Below are 23,711 nucleotides of genomic sequence, written 5' to 3' on the forward strand. Positions count from 1 at the left end.
TCGCCCTGGCGGCGAAACCCCGCTCCCTGCCCTGCTCCGCAGGAGTCCGTTTCCTCTCCGCCGTGAACGGCGGAGCATCCACGGAGGAACTCGATGACGACACTGGTCGCCCGGCGCATCCCACCGGGGGGCTACACGCCATGAGCTGGGCGGACGGCTTCCGCCGGCCGCACCACGGGCGGGTGGACGGCGAGGGCCCCTCGCCCGCCGGGCTCGGCGAACTCAGGGCCGCCCGCGTCACGTTCGGACCGGGACCGCTGCCCAGGGCGACGGCCGCCCCGCGGGAGACCAGCGCGGAACCGGGCTGAGCGGCACGGCTTCCGCGCGGTTCAGGACAGCCACGCCTTCCAGGTGGACGCGTGGCCGTCCACCCACTTCTTCGCCGCGTCCTCGGGCGTCAGCTTCTGGTCGGCGATCATCAGGGACACCTCGTTCTGGTCCTCGGTGGTCCACTTGAACTTCTTCAGGAAGGCCGCCGCCTTGCCGCCGTTCTTCGCGAAGCCCGCGTTGAGGTACTTCTGCAGCGGGGTGTGCGGGTAGGCGCAGGCGACCTTCGCCGGGTCCGCGTCGCAGCCCTCCTTGTAGGCGGGCAGCTTCACCTCGGTCATCGGAACCTTCTTGAAGAGCCACTGCGGCGCGTACCAGTAGGTGAGGAAGGGCTTCTTCTCCTTGGCGAACTGCCGCATCTGCGTGATCTGGGCGGCCTCCGAACCGGCGAACACGACCTTGAGGTCGAGGTTCAGGTTCTTCACCAGCGCCTTGTCGTTGGTGACGTAGGAGGGCGAGCCGTCCAGGAGCTGCCCCTTGCCGCCGCTCTCCGCGGTGCGCAGCTGCGCCGCGTACTTGTTCAGGTTCTTCCAGTTCGTGACGTCCGGGTGCTGCTCGGCGAAGTACGTGGGCACGAACCAGCCGATGTGCCCGGTGACGCCGAGGCCACCGCCAGGGGTGATCGTCTTCTTGTCCTTGACGTAGCGCTGTTCCTGGTCGGGGTGGCCCCAGTCCTCCAGGATCGCGTCGACGCGGCCCTGGCTGAGCGCGTCCCAGGCGGGCACCTCGTCGACCTGCACGGTGTCGACGCGGTAGCCCAGCTCGTGTTCCAGGAGGTACTGGGCGACGGCCACGTTGGACTGCGCGCCCACCCAGGACTGCACGGACAGGGTCAGGGACCTGGCGCCCTGGGCGTTGGCGAACGGCGAGGCCTGCTTCGTCATGTCGGCGGCGCCGCAGCCGGTCAGCAGGAGCAGCGCGGACGCGCCGGCGACGGTCGCGGTGGTACGGATGCGCATGTCACGCTCCCTTCTCGGCGCGGCGTTCGGTCGGCTGGGTCACCCGGTCGAGCATCAGGCCGAGGCAGACGATGGCCGCGCCGGCCACCAGACCGGTGGCGAGGTCGCCCTGGGCGAGGCCGAAGACGACGTCGTAGCCGAGGGCGCCGCCGCCGACCAGGCCGCCGATGATGACGACGGCGAGGACCAGGACGACGCCCTGGTTGAGGGCGAGCAGCAGGGCCGGGCGGGCCAGCGGGAGCTGCACCTGGCGGATCTGCTGGCCGCTGCTCGCGCCGAGCGAGCGGGCCGACTCCAGGGCGGCCGGGTCGACCTGGCGCAGTCCCTGGGTGGTGATGCGGACGACGGCGGGCAGCGCGTAGACGACCGCGGCGGCCACGGCGGGCGCGCGGCCGACGCCGAACAGCGCGACGACCGGGATCAGGTAGACGAACTGCGGCATCGTCTGGAAGACGTCGAGGACGGGCCGCAGGAGCCGTTCGAAGCGGTCGCTGCGGGCGGCGGCGACGCCGGTCGCGAACCCCAGGACGAGGGTGACGGCGACCGCGGCGAGGACCTGCGAGAGCGTGTCGAGCGAGGGCCTCCACACGCCGAGCACGCCGATCGCGGCCATCGCGAGGACCGCGGTGAGCGCGGTCCGCCAGGTGCCGATCACCCAGGCGAGCGCGGCGACGATCAGCAGGACCGACCACCAGGGCAGGGCCTGGAGGCCGTCGCGCAGCGGGTCGAGGACCCAGGTGGTGAAGTGTCCGGCCCAGTCGGCGGTGCCGCCGATCACGGGGACCCCGGAGTAGAGGTGGTCGGTCATCCAGTCGACGGCCCGGTTGACCGGCTCGGCGATGTTCAGGGTCCAGGAGCCGGGCCAGTCGAGGCGGCCGGCGAACCGTCCGACGAGCGCGACGGCCACGGCGGTGGCGAGCGCGTACGCCCATCCGGCGCGCCGGGACAGGCCGGTGCGCCCACCGGCGGGGTCGCCCTCGCCGTCGCCGGCCGCGCCGGTGACCCGGTCCAGGACGACGGCGAGCAGGACGATCGGGATGCCCGCGGCGAGCGCCGCCCCGACGTCGACCGAGGCGAGCGCCTGGTAGACGCGGTCGCCGAGGCCGCCGGCGCCGATCACGGAGGCGATGACCGCCATGGACAGCGCCATCATGATCGTCTGGTTGAGGCCGAGCAGGAGTTCCTTGCGGGCCAGCGGGATGCGCGCGGTCAGCAGGCGCTGGCGGGAGGTGGCCCCCAGCGACTCGACGGCCTCCAGCACCTCCTTGTCGGCGCCGCGCAGGCCGAGCGAGGTGAGCCGGGCCATGGGCGGGGCCGCGTAGACGACGGTGGCGAGGACGGCCGCGGGGACGCCGATGCCGAAGACCAGGACGACGGGGAGCAGGTAGGCGAACGCGGGCAGCACCTGCATGGTGTCCAGGACGGGACGCAGGACGCGGTCCATCCGGTCCGACAGGCCGGCCGCGAGGCCCAGCACGGCGCCGACGGCGACCGAGACGAGGACCGCGACGACCATCAGGGCGAGCGTCTGCATGGTCGGGATCCACATGCCGAGCAGTCCGCAGGCCACGAACGCGGCGGCGGCGCCGAGCCCGAGCCGCACTCCGGCGACCCGCCAGGCGACCAGCCCGGCGACGGCGGTGACGCCCGCCCAGCCGGCGGCGAGCAGCACCAGGTAGACGGCGCGCACGGAGAGCACGACCGCGTTGCTGACGTAGCCGAAGCCGTAGAGGAACAGCGGATGGCTGTCGCGGTTGTCGATGATCCAGTCGCTGACCCTGCCCAGCGGCTGGGTGAGGTCGACGGTGAGGGCGGCGGGCCAGCTGCCGCTGGACCAGCGGGCGTCGGCGAGCGGGACGAGGACCGCCGCGGCGAGCGCCAGCAGGGCGAGCTTGGCGGCCGCGCGGTGTCTGAGAATGCCCGGCAGAAAGACCCGGGCAGCGGGTGCGGTGACCGTGGCCATGTCAGACCGCCTCCTTGCGGAGCTCCGTTCCGGCCACGACGTCGAGGAGCCGTTCGTGGTCGACGACCCCCAGACAGCGGCCGTCCTCCACGACGCACGCCGGCCGGTGGCTGCGCGACACGACCTGGATCGCGTCGGCGACGACCGCTCCGGCCTCGATCGCGCCGGGGTGGCCGGGGCCGGCGCACTCGCCGGGGCGCATGGCCCGGCGGACCGTCATGACCTGCTCGCGCGGGACGTCGCGGACGAACTCGCGGACGTAGTCGTCGGCGGGCGAGCCGACGATCTCCTCCGGGGTGCCGAGCTGCACCACTTCGCCGTCGCGCATGAGGGCGATGCGGTCGCCGAGCTTGAGGGCCTCGCTGAGGTCGTGGGTGATGAAGACCATCGTGCGGCCCTCCTCCTGGTGCAGGCGGACGACCTCCTCCTGCATGTCGCGCCGGATCAGCGGGTCGAGCGCGCTGAACGGCTCGTCGAACAGCAGGACCTCGGGGTCGACGGCGAGCGCGCGGGCCAGTCCGACGCGCTGGCGCTGGCCGCCGGACAGCTCGCTGGGCCTGCGCTGCTCCATGCCTTCGAGGCCGACCTTCTCGACGACCTCCTGGGCGCGGTCGCGGCGCTCCGACTTGCCGACGCCCTGGATCTCCAGGCCGTAGGCCACGTTGTCGACGACCGTGCGGTGCGGGAGCAGGCCGAAGTGCTGGAAGACCATCGCGGCCCGGTGCCGGCGCAGTTCGCGCAGCCGGGTCCTGTCCATGGCCCGCACGTCCTCGCCCTCGATCGCGATGGTGCCGGCGGTCGGCTCGATCAGCCGGGTCAGACAGCGCACGAGGGTGGACTTGCCGGAGCCGGACAGGCCCATGACGACGAAGACCTCGCCCTTGCGCACGTCGAAGGAGACGTCCCGGACGGCGGCGGTGCAGCCGGTGCGTTCGCGGAGTTCGGCGGGGGGCAGGGAGGTGAGTTCGGGATCGGCGGGCACGGTCTCGGCCTTCGGGCCGAACACCTTCCACAGGCCGTCCACCGAGAAGACCGGCGGGCGCTCCTCGATGGTCGTGTGGGCGGTCATGTCGGTACGGGTGTCGGTACTCATCAGGCATCGCCTCCGATCAGGTCCACGGCCCGTTCGCCGACCATCAGCACGCCGATCATCGGATTCACGGCTGTCATGGTCGGGAACACGGAGGCGTCCGCGATGCGGATGCCCTCCATTCCACGGATTCGCAACTGGGGGTCCACTACGGCCAGTTCGTCGTCGGCGGCGCCCATCTTGCAGGTGCCCGCCGGGTGGTACACGGTGTGCGCGACCTTGCGCGCGTACTCGCTCAGCTCCTCGTCGCCCGTGATGTGCGGGCCGGGGGCGACCTCGCGCTTGAGCCAGCCGGCCAGCGGCTCGGTCCTCGCGATCTCGCGCGCGATGCGGATCCCGTCGACGAGGGTGCGGCCGTCGTGGTCGTCCTCGTCGGTGAAGTAGCGGAAGTCGAGGGCGGGCTTGACGGCCGGGTCCGCGCTCTGCAGGTAGAGCCGGCCGCGGGACTTCGGCTTGGGGATGTTCGGGGTCATCGACACGCCGTGCTCGGGGCGTTCGTAGCCGAGCCGTTCCGGGTTGTCGGTGAAGGGGACCTGGTAGAAGTGGAACATCAGGTCGGGGCCCGCGTGCTCGGGGTCGCGGCGCACGAACAGGCCGGCGTCGGAGTCCATCGCGGAGTTCTCCGGGAGCGGCCCGTGGGTCTCCCAGACGATCACCGACTCGGGGTGGTCGAGGAGGTTCTCGCCGACGCCGGGCAGGTCGTGGACGACGGGGATGCCGAGTTCGTCCAGGTCGGCCTTGGGGCCGATGCCGGAGTGCAGCAGCAGGCGGGGCGTGTCGATCGCGCCCGCGCAGAGCACGACCTCGCGCCGGGCCCGTACGAGGCTCTCCGTGCCGTCCTGGGCGCGCACGTGCACGCCCTGCGCGCGGGCGCCGTCCAGCTCCAGTCGGTACGCCCAGGTCTCCAGCAGGATCGTCAGATTGGGCCGCTCGTCCATCACCGGGTGCAGATAGGCGACCGAGGCGGAGGAGCGCTTGTTGGTCTCGGGGTGGTAGGCGAGGTCGAAGAAGCCGACGCCGTCGTCGAAGGGCTTGCTGTTGAAGCCCTCCACGCGGGGCACGCCGGTCGCCTGCTGCGCGGCCTCGACGAAGTCGCGGGCGATGGGGTTCCGGTCCTTCTCGTCGACGGGGACGATGTTGTTCAGCAGGCGCGCGTAGTACGCCTCCATGGGGACCGCGCCCCAGCCCTGCGCGCCGGCCGCCTCCCACTCGTCGAAGTCGGACGGCAGCGGCTTGAACGCGATGAGCGTGTTGTGCGAGGAGCAGCCGCCGAGGACGCGGGCCCGGCTGTGCCGGATGTGGGAGTTGCCGCGCGGCTGCTCGGTGGTGGGGTAGTCGTAGTCCAGCTCGCCGCCGAGCAGGCCCATCCAGCGGCGCAGGGTGAGGACGTCGTCACGGCCGACGTCGCTGGGGCCGCCCTCGATGACGGCGACGGTGACGTCGGGGTTCTCGGTGAGGCGCGAAGCGATGACGGAACCGGCGGTTCCGCCTCCGACGATCACATAGTCGTAGATGAGTGAGCTCTCTGGCATGGGGGGTACTCCAGGGGCGTGCGAAGTCTTCTCGGGCGAGGTCGGGGCGGACTCGGGGCGGACTCGGGCGAGGAAGCGGCGCGGGGTGTGCGCGATGCGCGGATGGGCGCCGTGAGAGGGCGCGCGCGGTGAGAGGGTGCGCGCGGGTGCGGCCGGGGCGGCGGGTCAGCCGGCGAACCAGCGGACCGGCTGTGGCGCGAGGTTCTGGTAGACGTGCTTGGACTCGCGGTACTCGGCGAGCCCGGCGGGCCCGAGTTCGCGGCCGACGCCGCTCTTCCCGAAGCCGCCCCACTCCGCCTGCGGCAGATAGGGGTGGAAGTCGTTGATCCAGACGGTGCCGTGGCGCAGTCGGCCGGCCACCCGTCGGGCGCGGCCGGCGTCGGAGGTCCACACGCCGCCCGCGAGGCCGTACTCGGTGTCGTTGGCGAGGGCGACGGCCTCGTCCTCGGTGCGGAAGGTCTCGACGGTGAGGACCGGCCCGAAGACCTCCTCCCGCACGACGCGCATCTCGCGGTGGCAGTGGTCGAGGACGGTGGGCTCGTAGAAGTAGCCGGTCTCCGGCCGCTCCGGGGCCGGGTCCGGGCGCCGCCCGCCGGATCGCAGCACGGCGCCCTCGGCGAGCGCGGAGGCCACGTACTCCTCGGTCTTGGCGCGCTGCTGCCCGGAGACGAGCGGGCCGCACTCGACGCCGGTCTCGGTGCCGCGTCCGAGGCGGATCTTCCCGGCCCGGCGGGCGAGTTCGTCGACGAAGCGGTCGCGGACCGACTCCTCGACGATGAGCCGGGAGCCCGCCGAGCAGACCTGGCCGCTGTGGATGAAGGCCGCGTTGAGGGCCTGGTCGACGGCGGTGTCGAAGCCCTCGGGGGTGGCGCAGGCGTCGGCGAAGACCACGTTGGGGTTCTTGCCGCCGAGTTCGAGGGCGACCTTCTTGACGGTCGGGGCGGCCGCCTGCGCGACCTTGACGCCGCTGACCAGGCCGCCGGTGAAGGACACCAGGTCGACGTCGGGGTGTTCGGCGAGCCGGGCGCCGACCGTGTGGCCGGGTCCGGTGACGATGTTCGCGACTCCGGCGGGCAGCCCGGCCTCGGCGAGCAGGTCGATCAGCGCGATCGTGGTCAGGGGGGTGATCTCACTCGGCTTCACGACGAAGGTGTCGCCGGCGGCGAGGGCGGGCGCGATCTTCCAACTCGCCTGGAGGAGCGGGTAGTTCCAGGGGGTGATCAGCGCGCACACACCGATGGGCTCATGGACGACGACGCTGTGGACGTCGGCCGAGCCCGCGTCCACGACCCGGCCGGGCGCCTCGGCGGCGACGAGGCCCGCGAAGTAACGGAAGGCGTCGGCGACGCAGTCGATGTCCACCCGGCCCTCTTCGAGGGTCTTGCCCGCGTCACGGCTCTCCAGCAGGCCGAGCCGTTCGCGGTCGCGTATGAGGAGGTCGGCGACGCGGCGCAGCAGCCCGGCGCGTTCGACGGCCGGGGTGCGCGGCCAGTCGCCCTCGTCGAAGGCGGCGCGGGCGGCCGCGACCGCCAGGTCGGCGTCCTTCTCGTCGCCCTCCGCGACCACCGCGAAGGGGCGGCCGTCCGCGGGGTCGAGGATCTCCCGGGTCGCTCCGGAGGCGGCGGTCAGCCACTCGCCGCCCGCGTGAATCGTCCGGCACTCCCGCTGTTCCGTGTGGTTCGTCGTGTCGGCCATGATCGGTGTTGCCTTCCGTTCCTGTTCCGTCCCCCTGTGTCACCCGTGGGTCGCTGCCGGGGACCGCGTCCACATGCCCCGAACCTTTCATTGCATGCGCAATCCCTGACCTGAAGTGCGCTGAGTCACTGCCAGTACGGACATAACCTGTCAAAGGGGATGGCATGGTGACGGTTCGCTCACCCGGATCGCCCCGCCGACGTCACGCGGAGCAGGCGGCGCCGACCCTCGCCTCGCGCGCGGCGGCCCGGGGGCGGAGAACCCGTCACGGGACTCGGAGACGAACCCGGCCCGGAACGCAGCGATCCCCGGACGGTCGGACCGTCCGGGGATCGTGGGAGTTCAGGCTCAGATCAGGCCGAGGGCGCGAACCGCCTCGCGCTCCTCCGCGAGCTCCTGCACCGACGCGTCGATGCGGGCGCGGGAGAACTCGTTGACGTCCAGGCCCTGGACGATCTCGTACTTGCCGGCCTCGGTGGTGACCGGGAAGGAGGAGATCAGACCCTCCGGGACACCGTAGGAGCCGTCGGACGGGATGCCCATGGAGGCCCAGTCGCCGTCCGCGGTGCCGTTGACCCAGGTGTACACGTGGTCGATGGCCGCGTTGGCGGCGGAGGCGGCCGAAGAGGCGCCGCGGGCCTCGATGATGGCCGCGCCGCGCTTGGCGACGGTCGGGATGAATTCCTCGGCCAGCCACTTCTCGTCGCCCACGACCTCGGCGGCGTTCTTGCCGGCGATGGTGGCGTGGAAGATGTCCGGGTACTGGGTGGCGGAGTGGTTGCCCCAGATGGTCAGCCGCTTGATGTCGGCGACCGTCGAGCCCGTCTTCTTCGCGAGCTGGGTCAGCGCGCGGTTGTGGTCGAGGCGGGTCATCGCGGTGAAGCGCTCGGCCGGCACGTCCGGGGCGGCGGCCTGGGCGATCAGCGCGTTGGTGTTGGCCGGGTTGCCGACGACCAGGACCTTGATGTCGTCCGCGGCGTGGTCGTTGATGGCCTTGCCCTGCGGCTTGAAGATGCCGCCGTTGGCCTCCAGGAGGTCGCCACGCTCCATGCCCTTGGTGCGGGGGCGGGCGCCGACGAGGAGTGCCACGTTCGTGCCGTCGAAGGCGACGTTCGGGTCGTCCGTGATGTCGATGCCCTGCAGCAGCGGGAAGGCGCAGTCGTCGAGCTCCATGGCGGTGCCCTCGGCGGCCTTCAGCGCCGGGGTGATCTCCAGCAGGCGCAGCTTGACCGGCACGTCCGCGCCGAGCAGCTGGCCGGAGGCGATGCGGAAGAGCAGGGCGTAACCGATCTGGCCGGCCGCGCCGGTGACGGTGACGTTCACGGGAGTGCGGGTCATGGCGTTCTCCGTATGACAGCTGTCGGTGGGGCGTCCCTGCCCCGGGTGGGACGTACAGATGATCGATCTCTTGGTATCAAGAGATCCAATCAGCGGTCAGGCTATCGCGCATCCGGGATCCCGGACGTCCGGGGTCGTGTGGCCCGTCCCACAGCATGCACCTCCTGGAACGGGACACCCGCTGCCTGCCATGACGACAGGCGGCGGCCGTCGGTCCGGGGAGAGGAGGGACCGAGCGGCCGCCGTGGGGGGAACCGGGTCGCGCCGGATTCCCGTGGGGGTACCGGTCGCGTTCCCGCGGCCGGGGCGGTTATTCCTGCGCGCCCCGGATTTCTTGCGCGCCCGGGGTTCTTGGGGCGCTCCGGTCCCTTGCGCGCCCCGTATTCTTCTTGAGCGCTCCGGTCCCTTGCGCGACCCGGATTTCTTGCGCGATCTCTGCGGGCCGCCCGCCCCGTCAGGGCGTGCAGCCCTGCCGCCCGGAGGCCAGCACCGCGCACGCCGTCGCCTCGTCCGCGCTGTTCACGGCCACCATGGGCGTGTACGCGAGCGGGTCGCCGGGCGTCGGGACATGCCCGGTGCGCCGTACGGAACCGGCGGTCACCGCCACCGTGTCCCCGGGGGCGGCCGGCGTGATCCGGCCCCAGGCCGCCCCGCAGGTGCGGCTGTAGCGGACCTCGACCAGGGTCGCGCCGACCGTCGCGGTCTTCGCCGTGGCCGCGAGGTCGCCGCCGCATCCCGTCGCCTCCGCGTCCCGGCCGGTGCAGTCGGAGCCGCCGCACCGCGCCCCGGAGGGCGGGACGCGGGTCGTGACGGCCGACGCGGAGGGCGACTCGACGACGCTCACCGCCTGCGGGTCCCGGCCGCCGGCCAGCAGGACGGCCCCCGCCGCGACGCCCGCCACGCCCACGGACGCGGCGAGGAACAGCGCCGCCCGCCGCCCGCGCGCGCCGCCGGCCCGCGTCCCCGGCCGGGCCCGCTCGCCCCCGGGCGGCGAGGGGGGCGGGCCGAACCGTCCCGGCAGGGCGCGGGCGGGCAGGGTGCCGACGACCGCCGTGATGTCCCCGTACCGGGTCTCCGAGCGGCTCCAGGCCCGCTCGGCCGGCTCCCACAGGGCGATCAGACGGAGCGCAGGAGTGCCGGTGACCTCGGCCAGCGCCACGACCGCACCCTTGGGCGCCGGCAGCCGGCCGTGGAGATAACCCTCCCAGGACGACCTGCCGTAGCCCGTGCGGTCCGCCACCGCCGCGACGCTCAGCCCGGCACGGTCCACGGACCGTCGCATCAGCTCGACGAACTCCCTTGCCTGCGGGTCGAGTTCACCCGGCAGGGCTTCCCAGCGAGGCATCGGACCTCCTCTCGTGCACCCGGTCCCACGGGTCACGCGAGACCCGATGCGACGACGATTCGGGACGCATACCCGAACTGCCAACGTAACCGCACAACAGGTGCACCACGCACGCCTCCACGCCCCGGCCACGCGCCTGCCTGCGCGCGAGGCCGGCCGCGCCGGGCCCGCTCGCCTCAGCCGAAGGCGACCGCTCCCCCGACGGCCGTCGCCAGCAGGGCGAACAGGATCAGGACCGCGTAGAGAAGGAGACGTCCGACGAGCCGGGGCCCCGGTGGCGGCGCGGGCTCCTCCGAACGGTCCCACCAGGGCACCGTCGGGTCGTCCTCGTATGCCCCGGCCGGGTTCGCCGGCGTCGGCCGCGGCCACGCCTCGACGGCCAGTTCCCAGCGCACGACGTGCCGTTCGGCGTCCGCGCCGGCCAGCCCCGCCACCCGGCACAGCGCGGCGACGGCCTGCCGGGGCGGCGGCTGGACGGCGTTGAGATAGCGCTGCCAGGACGACTTGCTGTACGCGGTGCGCGCGCCGAGCGCGGCCAGACTGAGCCCCGTGCCGTCCTTGAGCTGCCGCAACTGCTCCACGAAGTGCCGTACCTCCGACGGCAGCCCGTCCGGCAGCGGCTGCCAGGCGCCCATCCGGCCCACCTCTCCTTCGATCCGTTGGGGGGACGACGCCGGGCGGCCGGGCGGTTCCCGCGCCGGGGGACGGTGATCGCGGTGCGCGCGCCGTAGCGGAACGGTCACTTCCGTGCCACAGCGTCAGGACAGCCGTTGAACAGGCCGTTCGGGATGAGAGAACGTGGAACACGTCGGCGGCCCGTCCTCCTCGGGGGATGAGGACGGGCCGCCGTTCGCGCGCGGTCAGCTGCTGCTGACCGTGAAGTGCAGGGTGTCCTCGAGGAACGGGATCTGCAGCAGCGGGTGGGGCTGGGCCATCAGCGCCAGCAGCACGATCACCGTGCCCAGCACCGCGTAGGTCACGATGTCCGTGAAACGGGAGCGCACGGCGAGCATGCCGACGCCGGGCAGCGTCCAGCGCAGGACCGCGCCGGCCAGCAGGCCCACGCCGATCAGGATCGTGCCGATCCGGAACAGGTCCAGCGCGGTCAGCAGCAGTCCGAGCGCCACGACGCCCAGCACCGCGATGATCGGCCACTGCCGGGCGGCCAGCGCGTCGCCCGGCGCGGCCCGGCCGCCGCCCTCGGGGCGCGCGGTGTCCCGGGTGAACTTCGGGAAGCGGCGGGTGGTGCGACGCGGCACGCCGTCGGCGTCCGGCGCGCTGACGGGGTCGCGGACCTCGATCCCATCGGCGTCGTCGCCGTACGCGTTCATGTCCCCGGCCTTGCCGGAGGCGCCGTCAGACGACACTGCGCTCCGCCGCCTCGACCACGTTGACGAGCAGCTGGGCACGGGTCATCGGGCCGACGCCGCCCGGGTTCGGGGAGATCCAGCCGGCCACCTCGCGGACGTCCGGGTGGACGTCGCCGACGATCCTGCCCTCGGCGTTGCGGGAGACGCCGACGTCCAGGACGGCCGCGCCCGGCCTGACGTCCTGAGCGCGGATCAGATGGGCGGAGCCCGCGGCGGCGACGATGATGTCGGCCCGCTTCAGGTGCGCCGAGAGGTCCCGGGTGCCGGTGTGGCACTGGGTCACCGTCGCGTTCTCGCTGCGCCGGGTCAGCAGCAGCGGCATCGACCGGCCGATGGTGACGCCCCGTCCGACGACGACGACCTCGGCGCCCTTGATCTCGACGCCGTGCCGGCGCAGCAGCGTCAGCACGCCGTTGGGGGTGCAGGGCAGCGGGGCCGGCTCGCCCAGGACCAGCCGCCCGAGGTTCATCGGGTGCAGGCCGTCGGCGTCCTTGGCCGGGTCCATGAGCTCCAGGATCCGGTTCTCGTCGATGCCCGCGGGCAGCGGGAGCTGCACGATGTAGCCGGTGCAGGAGGGGTCGTCGTTCAGCTCGCGGACGACCGCCTCGATCTCCTCCTGGGTGGCGGTGGCGGGCAGCTCGCGCTGGATGGAGGCGATGCCCACCTCGGCGCAGTCGCGGTGCTTTCCGGCGACGTACTTCTGGCTGCCGGGGTCGGTGCCGACGAGGATCGTGCCGAGGCCGGGCGTGACGCCCCGCTCCTTCAGCGCCGCCACGCGGGCGGTCAGCTCGGACTTGATCTCGGCCGCGGTGGCCTTGCCATCGAGAATCTGGGCGGTCATGGGTCCATCCTCCCGGATGACGGCCCCCCGGTTCCAATCCGGGTGAACCCGGGCAGCGGCGAACCGGGTCCCGGCCGCACCCCTCGCGGGCCCGGCGGGTCACGCCCCGTAACGATTCGGCCATGATCGGGAAGGTTGCACTTGCACAAAGCCTGCGGAATGCGGCTGGACAGGAGCATGCCCGGCCAAGAACCATAGGGGTCCGCAGTATGCGGTCGGTGTTGGGGGGCAAACCGCTTATTCCAAGACGTTCCTCCGCGCGCTCCGCCTCGTCCCCGCTTTGTGCAACGGAGGAAGTCCACCATGAGTTTCGGCCCGCCCAACGACCCCTACGGTCAGCCGCAGAACCCTCAGCAGGGTCAGCCCGGTTACGGCTACCCCCAGCAGGGTCAGCCCGGTTACGGCCAGCAGGCGCCGCAGGGTGTTCCGCCGCAGGGGTACGGCCAGCCGCCGCAGCCCGGCTACCCCCAGCAGCCCGGCTATCCCCAGCAGGGTTACGGCTACCCGCAGCAGGGGCCGCAGGCATTCGGCTACCCGGGCGGACCGGGTCCGCGGGTCGCGTCGATGGGCCGCCGGCTGGGCGCCCGCGCGATCGACGCCGTGGCCTTCGCGGTCATCTACGTCGTCCTCGGGGTCATCGGCGTGGCGGGCTCCCTGAGCGCCGCCAATGACTGCGATCCGAACGCCGCCGACTACAACACGTGCATCAACAACGCGGGGTCCGACATCGCCGCCAAGTTCGGCGCGGTGATCGGCGTCCTCGCGATCGTCGGCCTGCTCTACGAGTGGCTGATGACCGGCCTGGTCGGCGGCACCCTCGGCAAGCTCGCCGTCGGCATCCGCGTGGTGAAGGCGGACACCGGCCAGAAGCCGGGCCTCGGCTCCTCGTTCATCCGCTGGATCATTCCGATCGTCGGCAGCCTGGCCTGCGGCATCGGCCAGCTCCTGGTCTACCTGTCGCCCTTCTGGGACAAGTCGGGCCGCCAGCAGGGCTGGCACGACAAGGCCGCGAGCACGATGGTCATCCAGAACTGAACGGCAGCCCCGCGCAGAGCGGCGGATCGACGGACGACGGCCCCGGCCCCCTGCGACAGGGGGCCGGGGCCGCTTCACTGCCCGCCGGGCCGGGCGGTCAGTGGAAGAAGTGCCGCGTGCCCGTGAAGTACATCGTCACGCCCGCCTTCTTCGCGGCCTCGACGACCAGCTCGTCACGGACCGAACCGCCGGGCTGCACCACGGCCTTGACGCCCGCCTCGACCAGGACCTCCAGCCCGTCCGGGAAGGGGAAGAAGGCGTCGGAGGCGGCGTAAGCGCCGCGCGCCCGCTCCTCGCCCGCCCGCTCGACGGCCAGCTTCGCCGAGTCGACCCGGTTGACCTGGCCCATGCCGACGCCGACCGAGGCCCCGTCCCTGGCGAGCAGGATGGCGTTGGACTTCACGGCCCGGCAGGCCCGCCAGGCGAAGGCGAGATCGGCGAGCTCCCCGGGCGAGAGCGCCTCGCCGGTCGCGAGGGTCCAGTGGGCCGGGTCGTCGCCCTCGGCCTGGAGCCGGTCGGCGACCTGGAGCAGCGCTCCGCCGCCGACGGGCTTGAGCTCGACCGGGCTCGACGGCCCCTGCGGCGCCTTCAGCACCCGGATGTTCTTCTTCTTGGTGAGGGCCTCCAGGGCCCCCTCCTCGTAGTCAGGCGCGACGATGACCTCGGTGAAGATCTCCGCGACCTGCTCCGCCATCTCCTTGCTGACCGGCCGGTTCACCGCGATGACGCCGCCGAAGGCCGACAGCGGGTCACAGGCGTGCGCCTTGCGGTGCGCCTCGGCGACGTCCGCGCCGACGGCGATCCCGCACGGGTTGGCGTGCTTGATGATGGCGACGGCCGGCTCGGCGTGGTCGTACGCGGCACGGTGCGCGGCGTCCGTGTCCGTGTAGTTGTTGTACGACATCTCCTTGCCGTGCAGCTGCTCGGCCTCGGCGAGGCCGCCGCCGCTGCCGTCCACGTAGAGCGCGGCGGGCTGGTGCGGGTTCTCGCCGTAGCGCAGGGTGCTCTTGCGCTCCCAGGTCGCGCCGAGGAAGTCGGGGAAGCGCGACTCGTCGGCGGGCGCGTAGGACGAAGCGAACCAGGAGGCCACGGCGACGTCGTAGGCGGCGGTGTGCTGGAACGCCTCGGCGGCGAGCCGCTTGCGGGCGGCGAGGTCGAAGCCGCCGCCCTGCACGGCCGCGAGGACGTCGCCGTACCGCGCCGGGCTGGTGACCACGGCCACCGAGGGGTGGTTCTTGGCGGCGGCACGCACCATGGACGGCCCGCCGATGTCGATCTGCTCGACGCACTCGTCGTCGGAGGCGCCCGAGGCGACCGTCTCCCGGAACGGGTACAGGTTGACGACGACGAGGTCGAACGGCGCGACGCCCAGCTCGTCCAGCTGCTGCCGGTGGCTGTCCAGGCGCAGGTCGGCGAGGATGCCGGCGTGGACCTTGGGATGCAGGGTCTTGACCCGGCCGTCCAGGCACTCGGGGAAGCCGGTCAGCTCCTCGACCTTGGTGACGGGAACGCCGGCGGCGGCGATGCGGGAGGCGGTGGACCCGGTGGAGACGAGCTCGACGCCGGCCTCGTGCAGCCCGCGCGCGAGCTCCTCCAGACCGGTCTTGTCGTAGACGCTGACGAGCGCGCGACGGATGCCCCGCTTGCTGCTCTCGGCCGTGACAGTGCTGTCGGCGGTCACTGGATAACTACCTTTCGTCCCTCAATGCGATAGCCGTTGCGGGCGAGCCGCCCCACGACCTCGACGAGCAGCCTTCGCTCGACTTCCTTGATGCGCTCGTGCAGAGCGCTCTCGTCGTCCTCGTCCCGGACCTCGACCACGCCCTGGGCGATGATCGGGCCGGTGTCGACCCCGTCGTCGACGAAGTGGACGGTGCAGCCGGTGACCCGGGCCCCGTACGCGAGCGCGTCCCGCACCCCGTGGGCTCCGGGGAAGCTGGGCAGCAGGGCGGGGTGCGTGTTCACGAACCGCCCCCCGAACCGCGCCAGGAACTCCTTGCCCACGATCTTCATGAACCCCGCGGAGACGACCAGGTCGGGCTCGTGGGCGGCCACGGCCTCGGCGAGAGCGGCGTCCCACTCCTCGCGGCTCCCGAAGTCCTTGACCCGGCAGACGAAGGTGGGGATGCCGGCCCGTTCGGCCCGGGCGAGGCCCTCGACGCCCCCACGATCGGCTCCGACGGCCACGATCTCCGCGCCGTAGGCGTCGACGCCCGCGGTCGCGACGGCGTCGAGGAGCGCCTGCAGGTTCGTACCGGATCCGGAGACCAGCACGACGAGGCGCTTGGCCACGGGCTTGGCGGCCACGGTGAGGCCCTTTCTCGGGGAAGCACGTACAAGGCGGTGGGCGTACGCGGACTTCACGCGGGCTTGTACTTTCGTACGAATGCATCGCGCCCCCGGATACGGGGAAGCCTACGAAGCAGCCGACCGTCAGCAACGATACCGGCACACGGGACGGCCCCCGCGGGACGGGGGCGTGGCCGGAAGGTAGCGTCTGCGAGGAACGGGATGCGGGCGTGATCGGGAACGCGGTCGCCGTGCGGCGCGTTCCCGGAGTGACAGCCACATCCGCTCAGGCCAGACAGCCGTATCACCTAGGGGAAGACGCTCACTTGATGCCGGACCGCAGTCTGCGACTCCTCACGCTCCCCCCGCAGTCACCGCAGGGAGGGGAGCGCGGCGTCGTGCTGCTGCGAGAGCGCCCAGCCTCCCCTCCGGACGCCCCGTCGGACGAGAACAAGCCGCCCGAGGACGACAACCCCTTCGCGCCGCCGCCGGAGGGCGCCCCCGACCGGCCGTGGCAGCCCCGGCGCCCGGCCGGCGGCGACCCCGAGGACGGTCGCTCCCCGTGGGGCGGCCAGTGGAGCGACCGGCAGCCGGGCCGCTCCTCCGGAGGCTTCGGCGAGCGCCCCGGCGGCAACCCCGACAACGGCGGCCCGAGCGGCCCCGGCGGCGGCGACCCCGGCAAGCGCTGGGACCCGACCGACCCCGCCCAGCGTCACGCGCGTTACGCCCTGCTCTGCGGCATGTGGGCCTTCTTCTTCGCCCTCTTCGGCTGGCCCTACGTCGCCCTGCTGCTCGGCGCGCTCGCTCTGAACTGGGGCATCAGCGCCCTGCGCGCCAAGCCGCGCACCCCGGACCCGGACGTCCCGTCCGCCCCCGAGACGAACGGCCGACCCCAGCGCACCGCGGCCGTCAGCGGCCTGGTCACGGCCTCCCTGGCCCTGGCCCTGGTCGCCGCGAGCTTCACCGCGCACCTGGTCTACAGCGACTACTACACCTGCACGAAGGACGCCCTCACCCAGGAGGCGAAGCAGTCCTGCGACGACCTCCTCCCCAAGGAACTCAGACAGATCCTGGGCGCTAACGCCTGACACCACCCACGGTGGGAACGCGGGCGGCGAGAACGGGCAGTGGGAACGGGCAGTGCAGTGGGGCGGCAGCCCGAGTCGGTCAGCGCACCGGTCCCGCACCCGTACTCCCCGCCCTGTTCGGTCACCGCACCGGTCCCGCAGCATCCTCCCCGCCTGTTGCGTCCGCTCCCGTCTCCCGCGAGACGGCCCGCCCGACCTCCCGATCCCCCTCCCGGTCCACCGACTCGGCGGGGGCGGCGGGGGCGACAGAGACGGCAGGGGGCACGGGCTCGACGCCCGGGACGGAACCGGCGCGGGCGGCGGGCGGGACCGGCTCGGCGGGGGCGACGGCCTCGGCGAGCCCGGCCCTCTCGACGGCGCCGAAGGGCGGCACCGGCTCGACGAGCTCGCCAGGCGCCCCGGCCAACCGAGCACCACCCTCCTCGAACACCGAGAAGTCGTACAGCTCCGTGGCCCCGGCACCCCCCGAGCCCCACGGCTCTCGCGGCTCCCGCGACTCCCGCGACTCCCGCGACTCCCGCGGATTCGCCGGCCTCCCCTCGGGCGCCCTCCGCTCCCGCCACCAGCGCCATCCGCGAACCGTCAGAGCCACCGGCACCCCCAGTCCCACGATCCACACCACCACCGCACCCCCGACCTGCCACCACACCGGCCCGAAGCGGGCCAAGGCGGCAACCCCGAGCGGTCCGCCGGCCATCCCCGCCAGCGCACCCATCAGCACTCCGCACCCCACCCCCGCCAGCACGACCACCACCGTGGTCCTGCCCGGCGCCCACCCGCTCCCGGCCGCTCCCTTCGTCGCCGCCACGAACACCCCCACGGTCACGGCGGCGACGAACGGCACCACACCCGTCGCCCAGTACCACGGCGTCCCGCCCCCCGCCTCCGGCACCGCCGCCAGCAGGGGGAACGGCGGCAACAGGGGCGCCGGAGCGGAGGACAGGGGGGCCACCACGTGCCCGACGCCGAGGGCGTACCCCGGACCGAGCGCATACGCCGCACCCCACACCGCCGCGTTCGGCACCAGCGCCACGCACAGCAGCAGCACCGCGAACCGCCCCGACCAGCCCTCCGTCAGCTGCAGGAGCGCCGCGCGGGCCGAGCCCAGGTGCCACACCGAGGACACCGCCACCAGCAGCGCCCCGCCCCCGACGAGCACCGTCGCACCGACCCCGGCCGCCCGCCCGGCGGCGCCGAGCCGCTCCCGTCCGTCCTCCCCGAAGAACAGTCGTCGCAAGCCTCGGGGGAGCAGCGCCAGCGCCCCGTCCACATACTCGTGCGGGCAGCCGCGCGCCGACCACACCCCCGCCCCGGCGGCCGACACAGCGACCGCCGGCACGCAGACCGCCGTCCACCCCCAGGAGGGCAGCAGCGCACCGCCCGCCGCGGCATAACAGGCGACGCCCGAGCCGACGGCGAGGTACCCGGCCACGACACCGGCCCACGCCGCGCCGCCGCTGACGAGGGCGCCGCCGCTCCCGCCGCCGCCCCCCTCCGCCGCATCGCGTGCGGCACGCCGCACCAGCCACACCGGCAGGGCGAGCAGCAGCAGCGGTGTGACGCCGACCGGGGCCGGAACCCCGGAGAGGGTGTCGACGCGGACCAGTTCCACGCCGTGGGCCAGCAGCCACAACGCCGCGGCGACGTGCAGCGCGCCGCCGGGCCCGCTGTCGGGATAGGGGGAGCTGATCCACAGCACCATCACGAGCATGGCGAACGAACCGAGTCCGAGTCCGGCGGCGAGCACACCGCCCAGGAAGCCGGCGGCCAGTCCGGGCGATCGGTCGCGCATCCGGGTGAGCAGGGGCGACAACGACAGTCGACGAGCGGTCATCTGGATCACGACGGCCATACTCCCAACGACACGCGCTTTGCCGTCGTAACAGGCGAACCATCGCCGTGTCGCTCAATATGCGTTTATGTACTTTTTCGCGCGAGGGGGCATTCTGTGACGCGGCAGGCCGGCGGCGCCGGCAGAGCGGGCCGGGTGACGGACACCCAGCAGGCCGCTCCCCGACCGCCGGTGACGGTACGCCCCGGCGGGGAGCCGCAACCACCCGCCACGAAACCGGAACCGGCGCGCGCCGACGCGCCCCCCTCTGCGCCTCCCTGCGAGCCCGCCGAAGCGGACACCGAGCAGGCGTCTCCCCCGGCCCGGCTCCCCTCCGCGCCGCTCCACACTCTGCCGCTCCCCTCCGCGTCGTCGCTCCCCTCCGCAACGGCACCCGCGGCCCCCGAACCCGCCGCCGCCCCAGAACCCTTGACGCCCGCTCAGGCCTTCGACGCGCTCTACGCCTTCTGCGCCCCCGCGCTGGTCAGGCAGGCCTATCTGCTCTGCGGCCGTCGCGCACTGGCGCGAGAATCGGTCGAGCGCGCGTTCCAAGCAGCCTGGCAACGCTGGCCCGAGGTGGCCGTGGACCGCGACCCGGCGGGCTGGGTGCGGGCCACGGCCCACGAGTACGCGCTCTCACCCTGGCACCGGTTCCGCCCCCGCTACCGCCACCCGGAACCGCCCCCGGCCGACGCGTCCGACCGCGCACTGCTGGACGTCCTTCTGGCCCTTCCCGCACCTGCCCGCCGCACGCTCCTGCTCTACGACGGCGTCGGCCTCGACCTGCCGGAGACCGCGGCCGAGACCGAGGCGAGCACGCCGGCGACGGCCGGCCGGCTGCTGCGCGCACGGGAGTCGGTCGCCGAGCGACTGCCCGAGCTGGCGGACCCCGCCGCACTGCACCGGCGGCTGGCGGAGCTGGCGTCCGCCGAACGGCTGCGCGCGGCCGAGCCGCCCGCGGTGCGGACGGGCGGCGAACAGCGGGCCCGCTTCTGGACGCGCGCGGCCACCGCCTTCACGGTCGCGATCATCGGGGCGACCGCGCTGACCCTGTACACGGCCCCCACGCGGTACGAGGCTCCGGTGCCCCCCGGCGAGGCCGTGCGGGGGGTACCACCGAGGGCGGCGCCGGGCACACTCTCGGACGCGGAACTGAGACTGCGGGCGAAGCTGCGATCGGGGACGGGTCACGGTCCGCAGAGGATGCGGCCGGAACCGAGATGACCGCGCCCCGGCCGCCGAGAACGTCAGTGGGCCCGCCCTGGACGGGCGGGCCCACTGACGTTCGGCTGTACGGCGCTCAGCCCGCGGATCCCCGCGGAAGCAGGCCGATCAGCTCGTGATCAGCCTGCGGATCAGCCCGCGGCGAGGATCTCGCGCGCCAGCTTCGCCGTCTCGGTCGGCGTCTTGCCGACCTTGACACCGGCGGCCTCGAGGGCCTCCTTCTTCGCGGCGGCCGTGCCGGAGGAGCCGGAGACGATGGCGCCGGCGTGGCCCATGGTCTTGCCCTCGGGCGCGGTGAAGCCCGCGACGTAGCCGACGACCGGCTTCTTCACGTTCTCCTTGATGAAGGCCGCGGCCCGCTCCTCGGCGTCGCCGCCGATCTCGCCGATCATGACGATCAGGTCGGTGTCGGGGTCGGCCTCGAACGCGGCGAGGGCGTCGATGTGCGTGGTGCCGATGACCGGGTCGCCACCGATGCCGACGGCGGACGAGAAGCCGATGTCACGCAGCTCGTACATCATCTGGTACGTCAGCGTGCCGGACTTCGACACCAGGCCGATGCGGCCCGGCTTGGTGATGTCGCCCGGGATGATGCCGGCGTTCGACTGGCCCGGGGTGATGAGACCGGGGCAGTTCGGGCCGACGATCCGGGTCTTGTCGCCCTTGGACACGGCGTACGCGTAGAACGCGGCCGAGTCGTGGACGGCGATGCCCTCGGTGATGACGACCGCGAGCGGGATCTCGGCGTCGATCGCCTCGACGACGGCGGCCTTCGCGAACGCCGGCGGCACGAAGAGGACGGACACGTTGGCGCCCGTCTTCTCGATCGCCTCGGCGACCGTGCCGAACACCGGGATCTCGGTGCCGTCGAAGTCGACGGACGTGCCCGCCTTGCGGGGGTTCACGCCACCGACGATGTTGGTGCCGTCCGCCAGCATGAGCTTGGTGTGCTTCATGCCCGTGGCACCGGTCATGCCCTGGACGATGACCTTGCTGTCCTTGTTCAGGAAGATAGCCATGGCTGTTCTGTCCCTCTTCCCTTACTTCGCAGCCGCGAGCTCGGCGGCCTTGTCGGCCGCGCCGTCCATGGTGTCCACGCGCTGGACCAGCGGGTGGTTGGCGTCGGAGAGGATCTTGCGACCCAGCTCGGCGTTGTTGCCGTCGAGGCGGACGACGAGGGGCTTGGTGACTTCCTCGCCCCGGTCCGCGAGCAGCTGAAGCGCCTGGACGATGCCGTTGGCGACCTCGTCGCAGGCGGTGATGCCGCCGAAGACGTTGACGAACACGGACTTGACGTCCGGGTCGCCCAGGATGATCTCCAGGCCGTTCGCCATGACGGCCGCGGAGGCGCCGCCGCCGATGTCGAGGAAGTTGGCGGGCTTGACGCCGCCGTGCGCCTCACCGGCGTACGCGACGACGTCCAGGGTGCTCATGACGAGACCCGCGCCGTTGCCGATGATGCCGACCTCGCCGTCGAGCTTGACGTAGTTGAGGTTCTTCGCCTTCGCGGCGGCCTCGAGCGGGTTGGCCGACGCGTGGTCGACGAACTCCTCGTGTCCCGGCTGACGGAACTCGGCGTTCTCGTCCAGCGACACCTTGCCGTCGAGGGCGATGACGTCACCGGAGGCGACCTTCGCCAGCGGGTTGACCTCGACGAGGAGGGCGTCCTCCTCGATGAAGGTCTTCCACAGCGTCACGAGGACGTTGACGACCTTGTCCGCAACCTCGGCCGGGAACTTCGCGGCCTCGACGATCTCGCGGGCCTTCTCGGGGGTCACACCCTCGTTGGCGTCGATCGGCGTCTTGGCGACGGCCTCCGGACGGGTGGCCGCCACCTCCTCGATCTCCATGCCGCCCTCGACGGACGCGATGGAGAGGAAGGTGCGGTTGGCGCGGTCGAGGAGGAAGGAGACGTAGTACTCCTCCAGGATCTCCGGGGCCGTCTCGGCGATCATCACCTTGTGGACCGTGTGGCCCTTGATGTCCATGCCGAGGATGTCCGTCGCGCGGGCGACGGCCTCGTCCGGGGTGGCGGCCAGCTTCACGCCGCCGGCCTTGCCGCGGCCGCCGACCTTCACCTGGGCCTTGACGACGGACTTGCCACCGAGACGCTCGGTGGCTGCGCGGGCCGCCTCAGGCGTGTCGATGACTTCACCGGCCAGCACCGGTACATCGTGCTTGGCGAAGAGGTCCCTCGCCTGGTACTCGAACAGGTCCACGCGCTTCCGTCCCTATCAGTGATCTCGCGGTTCGTTGTCTGCGTGGGCGTGCCGCGAGGGCAACGTGACGTCCGACCGGTGTCTGTCACAAGGGAGGCGCACACGGTGTCCGAGCGCGCGGCATGTCCGTCTCGCAGGTTATCGCTGCTTGCATGAGGCCCCTAAATCGAGGGTCACACCTGAGCGGTGATACCTGTCACATGATGCCGGGATCACTGGCACCCCGTGCCGGATGTGAGGCGAGGACGAGGCTGCGGGGCAGGGCCTCACCGGGTTGGGGTTGGCCCGGTGAGGCCCCCTGAACAGCCCCCTCGGGGGCTCAGGACGGGCGGGTCCCCACCCCAATGGGGACCAGGTCCGCCCCGACCGTGAGGGTTCGGCCGGACGTGCCGAAAGGCTTTGGGCACGTCCGAGAACCGGTCACCTCACGGAGTCGATGGCTCAACCGCCGAAGCCGAACACGCGGACGCGGACGGAGACGGAGACGGAGATGAAACGGGAGGGAGATGACGAGGGTGCTGGTGCTGGTGCTGGTGCTGGTGCTGGTGGATACGGATACGGATACGGATAGGGCGATCGAGCGGGCGTGGGCCGCTCTGCCTAACCGGGGAAGACGGGAACGTCCCGGTACCTGTCCCGCGTCTCCACGACGTCGGAATCCTCCGCACCGCCGAGCGCGGGCCACAGCACGGGCCGGTGGAACGGCGTGACCACGGCCTGCGCGTCACCGTGCCGTGAGACACCGCTGTCGGACGCCGGAACGCCGTCCGGATCGCCGTCCGGCCCCTGCTGCGCCGGACGGGACACGGGCGAGGGGACGGCCGACGTCCCGCCATGCGCGGGTGCGCCCCGGTGACCGGCGCGCTCCGAGCCGCCGGTCACGAAGCTCGCCGGTCCGTACGCCGGCGTCTCCGACGCCGCCGCGATCATCCGCCCCGCGCCCGTCCCGACGTGGGCCGTCCCTCGAGCCACGGTCCCGTGCCCACCCGACGAAGGCGGCAAAGGCGAAGTCAACGGCAACGGCGACGGCACGACGACAGTCCCCGCGCTTCCCACCGGGGGCATCCCGACCGGCGACGAGGGGAGCGCCGGAACACCGGGGACGCCGGGAAGCGAGGGCACGCCGGGGAGCGCAGGCGGACGTGAGAGGTCGGACACGACAGGAAGATCCAGCGCCGCGGGCAAACGGACCGGCAGCGAGACCGACAACCGGACCGGCACCCGCGCCTCCGTCCACGCGTCGGGCCGCACCTGCGTCCGCACCAGCGTCCGGAAACGGGTCGCGGCTCGGCCCGACCGCTCACTCACCCTCGTCACGACGTGGGTCGACTTGACGGTCGGGGCCGACGCCGAGACCTCGGCGATGAGCGCGGTCGGCATCGGCAGGCCTTCCGCCGCTCGCGCCTGCTCGCCGCAGAGGAAGGCGAGCGCGGACAACCCGACCACCAGCAAGGCGAGTTGCAGCGCGCGCCACCCAACCGCGGTGCGCAGGACGCACAGAGCGGCGACAGGCTGGGCGGTCGGCCAGGTCAAGGCGGGGAGGTTCTTCCCGTGCGGCGGCAACG

Annotated in this window: 19 protein-coding genes and 1 pseudogene; 4 read left to right on the forward strand and 16 right to left on the reverse strand. The window is 72.7% G+C overall.

Annotated elements, in window-relative coordinates:
* A pseudogene (locus tag IE239_RS42195) lies at nt 1-308 on the forward strand (hypothetical protein); the annotation flags it as partial.
* Between the two features lie 21 nt (nt 309-329).
* On the opposite strand, the gene IE239_RS19390 reads toward IE239_RS42195, so the two are convergent.
* The 10 genes from IE239_RS19390 to IE239_RS19435 form a co-directional block, all read right to left on the reverse strand.
* Nucleotides 330-1,286 carry an ABC transporter substrate-binding protein gene (locus tag IE239_RS19390; RefSeq protein ID WP_190150637.1) on the reverse strand — a complete coding sequence of 319 codons (957 nt, stop codon included), beginning with the start codon at nt 1,284-1,286 and terminating at the stop codon, nt 330-332.
* 1 nt (nt 1,287) lies between these two features.
* Nucleotides 1,288-3,249 (reverse strand): ABC transporter permease, encoded by a 1,962-nt coding sequence (locus tag IE239_RS19395; RefSeq protein ID WP_190150638.1) that lies wholly within the window; start codon nt 3,247-3,249, stop codon nt 1,288-1,290.
* A gap of 1 nt (nt 3,250) precedes the next feature.
* Complete coding sequence (locus tag IE239_RS19400; RefSeq protein WP_190150765.1) at nt 3,251-4,318, reverse strand: quaternary amine ABC transporter ATP-binding protein; 1,068 nt, start codon at nt 4,316-4,318, stop codon at nt 3,251-3,253.
* Nucleotides 4,319-4,341: 23 nt separating this feature from the next.
* Complete coding sequence (locus tag IE239_RS19405) at nt 4,342-5,871, reverse strand: GMC family oxidoreductase (protein ID WP_190150639.1); 1,530 nt, start codon at nt 5,869-5,871, stop codon at nt 4,342-4,344.
* Between the two features lie 165 nt (nt 5,872-6,036).
* Nucleotides 6,037-7,566 (reverse strand): aldehyde dehydrogenase family protein, encoded by a 1,530-nt coding sequence (locus IE239_RS19410; protein WP_190150640.1) that lies wholly within the window; start codon nt 7,564-7,566, stop codon nt 6,037-6,039.
* A 348-nt stretch (nt 7,567-7,914) separates the two neighbouring features.
* Complete coding sequence (locus IE239_RS19415; RefSeq protein WP_190150641.1) at nt 7,915-8,904, reverse strand: malate dehydrogenase; 990 nt, start codon at nt 8,902-8,904, stop codon at nt 7,915-7,917.
* Between the two features lie 454 nt (nt 8,905-9,358).
* Complete coding sequence (locus tag IE239_RS19420) at nt 9,359-10,249, reverse strand: helix-turn-helix domain-containing protein (protein ID WP_190150642.1); 891 nt, start codon at nt 10,247-10,249, stop codon at nt 9,359-9,361.
* A 176-nt stretch (nt 10,250-10,425) separates the two neighbouring features.
* A complete protein-coding gene (locus IE239_RS19425; protein ID WP_190150643.1) occupies nt 10,426-10,884 on the reverse strand; it encodes a helix-turn-helix domain-containing protein in 459 nt (152 codons plus the stop codon).
* A gap of 225 nt (nt 10,885-11,109) precedes the next feature.
* A complete protein-coding gene (locus tag IE239_RS19430) occupies nt 11,110-11,580 on the reverse strand; it encodes a DUF3017 domain-containing protein (protein WP_190150766.1) in 471 nt (156 codons plus the stop codon).
* A 25-nt stretch (nt 11,581-11,605) separates the two neighbouring features.
* Nucleotides 11,606-12,460 carry a bifunctional methylenetetrahydrofolate dehydrogenase/methenyltetrahydrofolate cyclohydrolase gene (locus IE239_RS19435; RefSeq protein WP_190150644.1) on the reverse strand — a complete coding sequence of 285 codons (855 nt, stop codon included), beginning with the start codon at nt 12,458-12,460 and terminating at the stop codon, nt 11,606-11,608.
* A gap of 303 nt (nt 12,461-12,763) precedes the next feature.
* Between IE239_RS19435 and IE239_RS19440 the strand changes: the two genes are divergently transcribed.
* Nucleotides 12,764-13,495: an RDD family protein gene (locus IE239_RS19440; protein ID WP_190150645.1), complete on the forward strand. Its 732-nt coding sequence runs from the start codon at nt 12,764-12,766 to the stop codon at nt 13,493-13,495.
* A 97-nt stretch (nt 13,496-13,592) separates the two neighbouring features.
* On the opposite strand, the gene purH is transcribed toward IE239_RS19440, so the two are convergent.
* Together purH and purN are read right to left on the reverse strand one after the other, a co-directional pair.
* Nucleotides 13,593-15,176 carry a bifunctional phosphoribosylaminoimidazolecarboxamide formyltransferase/IMP cyclohydrolase gene (purH, locus tag IE239_RS19445; RefSeq protein WP_190150646.1) on the reverse strand — a complete coding sequence of 528 codons (1,584 nt, stop codon included), beginning with the start codon at nt 15,174-15,176 and terminating at the stop codon, nt 13,593-13,595.
* The gene (purN, locus tag IE239_RS19450) at nt 15,173-15,802 is read right to left on the reverse strand and encodes a phosphoribosylglycinamide formyltransferase (RefSeq protein WP_190150647.1); all 630 of its coding nucleotides are present in this window, start codon (nt 15,800-15,802) and stop codon (nt 15,173-15,175) included. Before purN ends, purH begins: the two co-directional genes overlap by 4 nt.
* A gap of 311 nt (nt 15,803-16,113) precedes the next feature.
* Between purN and IE239_RS19455 the strand changes: the two genes are divergently transcribed.
* A complete protein-coding gene (locus IE239_RS19455) occupies nt 16,114-16,872 on the forward strand; it encodes a hypothetical protein (protein ID WP_190150648.1) in 759 nt (252 codons plus the stop codon).
* 121 nt (nt 16,873-16,993) lie between these two features.
* Here the strand turns inward: IE239_RS19455 and IE239_RS19460 are convergent, their stop codons facing one another.
* Complete coding sequence (locus IE239_RS19460) at nt 16,994-18,724, reverse strand: cell division protein PerM (RefSeq protein ID WP_190150649.1); 1,731 nt, start codon at nt 18,722-18,724, stop codon at nt 16,994-16,996.
* Between the two features lie 96 nt (nt 18,725-18,820).
* On the opposite strand from IE239_RS19460, the gene IE239_RS19465 reads away from it, so the two are divergent.
* Complete coding sequence (locus IE239_RS19465; protein WP_373308120.1) at nt 18,821-19,927, forward strand: RNA polymerase sigma factor; 1,107 nt, start codon at nt 18,821-18,823, stop codon at nt 19,925-19,927.
* Nucleotides 19,928-20,058: 131 nt separating this feature from the next.
* On the opposite strand, the gene sucD is transcribed toward IE239_RS19465, so the two are convergent.
* From sucD to IE239_RS19480, 3 genes are all read right to left on the reverse strand, one after another.
* Complete coding sequence (sucD, locus tag IE239_RS19470) at nt 20,059-20,946, reverse strand: succinate--CoA ligase subunit alpha (protein ID WP_190150650.1); 888 nt, start codon at nt 20,944-20,946, stop codon at nt 20,059-20,061.
* Between the two features lie 21 nt (nt 20,947-20,967).
* The gene (sucC, locus tag IE239_RS19475; protein WP_190150651.1) at nt 20,968-22,146 is read right to left on the reverse strand and encodes an ADP-forming succinate--CoA ligase subunit beta; all 1,179 of its coding nucleotides are present in this window, start codon (nt 22,144-22,146) and stop codon (nt 20,968-20,970) included.
* A 600-nt stretch (nt 22,147-22,746) separates the two neighbouring features.
* Nucleotides 22,747-23,679, reverse strand: a complete 933-nt coding sequence (locus IE239_RS19480) for a hypothetical protein (protein WP_190150652.1) — start codon at nt 23,677-23,679, stop codon at nt 22,747-22,749.
* Between the last annotated feature and the right edge of the window lie 32 nt (nt 23,680-23,711).

The organism is Streptomyces humidus (genome assembly GCF_014649655.1).
In the GTDB taxonomy this organism is placed as follows: domain Bacteria; phylum Actinomycetota; class Actinomycetes; order Streptomycetales; family Streptomycetaceae; genus Streptomyces; species Streptomyces humidus.

Bases quoted from the DNA above. Each gene is read 5' to 3' on its own strand.
- IE239_RS19410 (WP_190150640.1), bottom strand. From the start codon at position 7,566: ATGGCCGACACGACGAACCACACGGAACAGCGGGAGTGCCGGACGATT.
- IE239_RS19400 (WP_190150765.1), bottom strand. From the start codon at position 4,318: ATGACCGCCCACACGACCATCGAGGAGCGCCCGCCGGTCTTCTCGGTG.
- IE239_RS19415 (WP_190150641.1), bottom strand. From the start codon at position 8,904: ATGACCCGCACTCCCGTGAACGTCACCGTCACCGGCGCGGCCGGCCAG.
- IE239_RS19435 (WP_190150644.1), bottom strand. From the start codon at position 12,460: ATGACCGCCCAGATTCTCGATGGCAAGGCCACCGCGGCCGAGATCAAG.
- IE239_RS19455 (WP_190150648.1), top strand. From the start codon at position 16,114: ATGCCGGACCGCAGTCTGCGACTCCTCACGCTCCCCCCGCAGTCACCG.
- IE239_RS19430 (WP_190150766.1), bottom strand. From the start codon at position 11,580: ATGAACGCGTACGGCGACGACGCCGATGGGATCGAGGTCCGCGACCCC.
- IE239_RS19390 (WP_190150637.1), bottom strand. From the start codon at position 1,286: ATGCGCATCCGTACCACCGCGACCGTCGCCGGCGCGTCCGCGCTGCTC.
- IE239_RS19440 (WP_190150645.1), top strand. From the start codon at position 12,764: ATGAGTTTCGGCCCGCCCAACGACCCCTACGGTCAGCCGCAGAACCCT.
- IE239_RS19425 (WP_190150643.1), bottom strand. From the start codon at position 10,884: ATGGGCGCCTGGCAGCCGCTGCCGGACGGGCTGCCGTCGGAGGTACGG.
- IE239_RS19405 (WP_190150639.1), bottom strand. From the start codon at position 5,871: ATGCCAGAGAGCTCACTCATCTACGACTATGTGATCGTCGGAGGCGGA.
- IE239_RS19395 (WP_190150638.1), bottom strand. From the start codon at position 3,249: ATGGCCACGGTCACCGCACCCGCTGCCCGGGTCTTTCTGCCGGGCATT.
- sucD (WP_190150650.1), bottom strand. From the start codon at position 20,946: ATGGCTATCTTCCTGAACAAGGACAGCAAGGTCATCGTCCAGGGCATG.
- IE239_RS19420 (WP_190150642.1), bottom strand. From the start codon at position 10,249: ATGCCTCGCTGGGAAGCCCTGCCGGGTGAACTCGACCCGCAGGCAAGG.
- IE239_RS19460 (WP_190150649.1), bottom strand. From the start codon at position 18,724: ATGGCCGTCGTGATCCAGATGACCGCTCGTCGACTGTCGTTGTCGCCC.